This is a genomic window from Mycobacterium sp. 4D054 (assembly GCF_052245755.1).
Taxonomy (GTDB): Bacteria; Actinomycetota; Actinomycetes; order Mycobacteriales; family Mycobacteriaceae; genus Mycobacterium.
This window is the reverse complement of record NZ_JBQQCF010000174.1, coordinates 1-408: the sequence shown is the minus strand read 5'-3', so window position 1 is coordinate 408 and position 408 is coordinate 1. Positions and strand designations below refer to the sequence as shown.

Below are 408 nucleotides of genomic sequence, written 5' to 3'. Positions count from 1 at the left end.
CCCCGGAGCGATACGACAGACCACCAATGGTCAGCGTCGCCTTCGACAGGTTCTCCGAATCCCCATCGAGAATGCTCACCGACGACACGACCTTGACGGGGGAACCACCCAGCCGGAAGATCGGCAAACCACCCACCGTGATGGCCGGCGGCAACCCGATCACCGTCACCACCGCAGCACCCGGGACCAGGCTCTCTTTGTCGGTGTCATCGGTCACCGACACCGTGATCGAACGCGACAACCCACCCTCAGTGGCAGTGAAGGTAACGGCCTTGATCGCCGCCTCGTACTGCTCGATCGTGGCCGCACCCGAGAGCGTCAGTGTTCTGGTGGTCTCGTCCCAGGAGGCGGTGATCGGGTTGCCCTCAATACCGCTGAAGCTCAGCACATCCCCGGAGCGATACGACA

General features: G+C 63.0%; 1 pseudogene. It reads right to left on the bottom strand.

Annotation, left to right across the window (positions count from 1 at the left end):
* Nucleotides 1-408: pseudogene (locus ACTWP6_RS30440) on the bottom strand (hypothetical protein); the annotation flags it as partial.